The organism is Tritonibacter horizontis (assembly GCF_001518015.1).
In the GTDB taxonomy this organism is placed as follows: Bacteria; Pseudomonadota; Alphaproteobacteria; order Rhodobacterales; family Rhodobacteraceae; genus Epibacterium; species Epibacterium horizontis.
The window spans coordinates 1-2,687 of record NZ_LPUY01000118.1; the positions used below are offsets into that span (position 1 = coordinate 1).

At 67.1% G+C, this 2,687-nt stretch carries 4 protein-coding genes; all 4 read left to right on the forward strand.

The window, feature by feature from the left end; all coding sequences use genetic code 11:
• The first annotated feature begins 109 nt into the window (after positions 1-109).
• The 4 genes from TRIHO_RS20130 to TRIHO_RS20145 all read left to right on the forward strand — a co-directional run bounded on the left by TRIHO_RS20130 (position 110) and on the right by TRIHO_RS20145 (position 2,684).
• Positions 110-724, forward strand: a complete 615-nt coding sequence (locus tag TRIHO_RS20130) for a VOC family protein (RefSeq protein WP_068248100.1) — start codon at positions 110-112, stop codon at positions 722-724.
• Positions 721-1,248 carry a GNAT family N-acetyltransferase gene (locus tag TRIHO_RS20135; RefSeq protein WP_068248092.1) on the forward strand — a complete coding sequence of 176 codons (528 nt, stop codon included), beginning with the start codon at positions 721-723 and terminating at the stop codon, positions 1,246-1,248. The genes TRIHO_RS20130 and TRIHO_RS20135 overlap by 4 nt, the downstream gene beginning before the upstream one ends.
• Before the next feature lie 36 nt (positions 1,249-1,284).
• Entirely contained in the window at positions 1,285-1,992 is a 708-nt protein-coding gene (locus TRIHO_RS20140) for a molecular chaperone DjiA (protein WP_068248099.1), read from the forward strand.
• Between the two features lie 239 nt (positions 1,993-2,231).
• On the forward strand, positions 2,232-2,684 hold the full coding sequence (locus TRIHO_RS20145; RefSeq protein WP_232367849.1) for a hypothetical protein: 453 nt from the start codon (positions 2,232-2,234) through the stop codon (positions 2,682-2,684).
• Positions 2,685-2,687: the final 3 nt, after the last annotated feature.

Consider the following 2,687-nt stretch of genomic DNA (forward strand, 5'->3'; position numbering starts at 1 on the left):
CGGGGTGTCGATCTCTGCCAGCCGGGGCGGGCGGGAGCGGCTGCGGCGCTTTGGGGTTGCGACCGGTGCGGGGCGCGATAGGGTGGCCAAAGCAGCAGGAGGTACCGCCATGATAACACTCGACCATTTCGCCGTGGCCGCACCGACCCTCGCGGCGGCCAGCGCCCATGTCGAGGCCGCGCTGGGGGTGGAGATGCAGCCCGGCGGCGCGCATCAGGTCTTTGGCACCCACAACAGGCTATTGGGCTTGGCGGACGGGCTCTATCTGGAGGCCATTGCGATCGACCCCGAGGCCACCCCAGAGCGCAGCCCGCGCTGGTTCGATCTGGACCGTTTCACCGGGGCGGCGCGGATCTCGAACTGGATCTGCCGCAGCGATGATCTTGCGGCCACACTGGCCACACTGGCGGCGCTCCCTGTCGATGCCGGTACACCGGTGGCCCTGACCCGCGGAGACCTGCGCTGGCAGATGGCGGTGCCGGCAAGCGGCGCCTTGCCCTATGACAACTGTTTCCCGGCGCTGATGCAGTGGCAGGGGCCGCACCCGGCGCCGCGCCTGACACAGCAAGGCTGCACATTGAGGCGTCTGGTGATTTCCCATCCCGACGCCCCTGCGCTGCGCGACCTTTTGCCGTTGACCGACCCCAAGGTGGTGTTCGAGCCGGGTCCGCCCGCCATTCTGGCAGAGATCGACACCCCGCATGGGCTGCGCCAGCTGTCATGACTGTCATCCTGCGCCGCGCCGAGGGGGCGGATGCCCCGGCGATTGCCGATCTGCACGGGGAAATCGTCGAGACCTCGCTTGCCACCTTCACCACCGACCGCCGCCCGCTCAGCACCTGGCGGGAACTGATCGAGACCGAGCGCCGGGTGCTGGTGGCGACAGCGGCGGCGGAGGCGGAGGCGACGGACGCGGCCGAGGCGTTTTTGGGCTTTGCCGCGATTTCCGGCTTTCGCAGTGGTCCGGGCTATGCCCAGACCGGCGAGCTGTCGATCTATCTGACCAAGGCCGCCCAGGGATGCGGAACGGGTCGCAAGCTGCTGGCAGAGCTGGAAAACCTTGCCCGCGACGAGGGGCTGCATGTGCTGGTCGCCGCGATCAGCAGCGCCAATCCGGCGGCAGAGGCCTTTCACACCGCCTGCGGCTATCGGGTGGTGGGCCGACTGCCCGAGGTCGGCCTGAAATGGGGCAGGTGGCTGGATCTTGTGCTGATGCAGAAAAATCTGCGTGAGCGCGGCACAGCCTGACCTGACAGACACCGCAATCCCGGCTAGACTGGCGCCATGACACTCTGGAGCCGCATCACCGAGGCGCTGTCGGCGCTGGCCAAGGGCGAAAGCCTGACGCAGGTCTTTGACCGCCTGCGCACACCGCCCGAACGCTCCGTTGCCTTTACCATCGCGGTGATTGCGCTGGGGGCCAAGATGGCCAAGGCCGACGGGCAGGTGACCCGCGACGAGGTTGCCGCCTTTCGCGAGGTGTTCCAGATCGCCGCCGAGGATGAGGCCCAGGCGGCCCGCGTCTTTGATCTCGCGCGGCAGGATATTGCCGGCTACGACGATTATGCGCGCCGCATCGGGCGGATGTTTCAGGACGACCCCGGCACCCTGTGCGACCTGATGGAGGGGCTGTTTCACATTGCGCTCGCCGATGGGTTCTACCACCCCGACGAAGACGCATTCCTCGAAGAGGTCAGCGCGATTTTCGGTCAGAGTGCGGCGCAGTTCCGGTCCTTGCGGGCGCGTTTTGTCGAAGAGGCGCCGCGGGACCCGCATGACGTGCTGGGGGTTGATCCCGATACGCCGCTGGAGGAGATCCGCCGGATCTGGCGCCGTCTGGTGCGGGACAATCACCCGGATGCGATGATCGCGCGCGGGGTCCCGCCGGAGGCGATCCGGCTGGCGGAGAAACGCATGATGGACATCAACCATGCCTGGGACGATATCCGAGGCAAGGCGCAGACGCATGATGTCGCGCCGCAGCACGCCTGATTGCGCGCCTCCGTTCCCCCGCACTGCGTCCCCACGTACGGCCTGCCCCCGGACCTGACGCGCTGCCCGTCGGCGCCCCGGCGCGGGATCTTGGGCGGGGAATGGGCGGGGCTTTACCTGATCCGATCCGGCGCTGTAATCTGGTGCCATAAGTATGGCCCGCTAGTGTCGCCCACGACCGCCGCCCACTACTGCCACCCTGTGAAATGGCCGTGAAATATGGCTGAGAGAGTTTGCCTATGAGTTTGCCTGTGACCCGAATTTTCGATCTGTCCCGTGCTTGCGTCCACCGGCTTTGTTTGGCGGTCGGGGCCTGGGCGCTGCTTCTGGGCCTCGCCCTCGCGCCGGTCGCCTCTGCCCAGGACAGCGGCGAGGCGGATCCTGACAAGGGGCTGATGGAGCAGGGGATGGAGCTGTTTTTCGAAGGGCTGCGGCGGGAAATGGCTCCGACCCTGGACGAGGCCGCGCGCCTCCTGGCGCAGGTCGGCCCGTCGATGCGCAATTTTCTGATGGAAATGGGTCCGGCGCTGTCGGAGATCGCGGATCAGGTCGAGGACTGGAGCCTGTACGAGATGCCGGAAATCCTGCCCAATGGCGATATCATCATCCGGCGCAAGGACGATGCCGCACCCGATGCTCCGGCGCCGCCGGCGCCCGAGACTGAGGAGGGCGACGGCAGCATCGAACTCTGAACC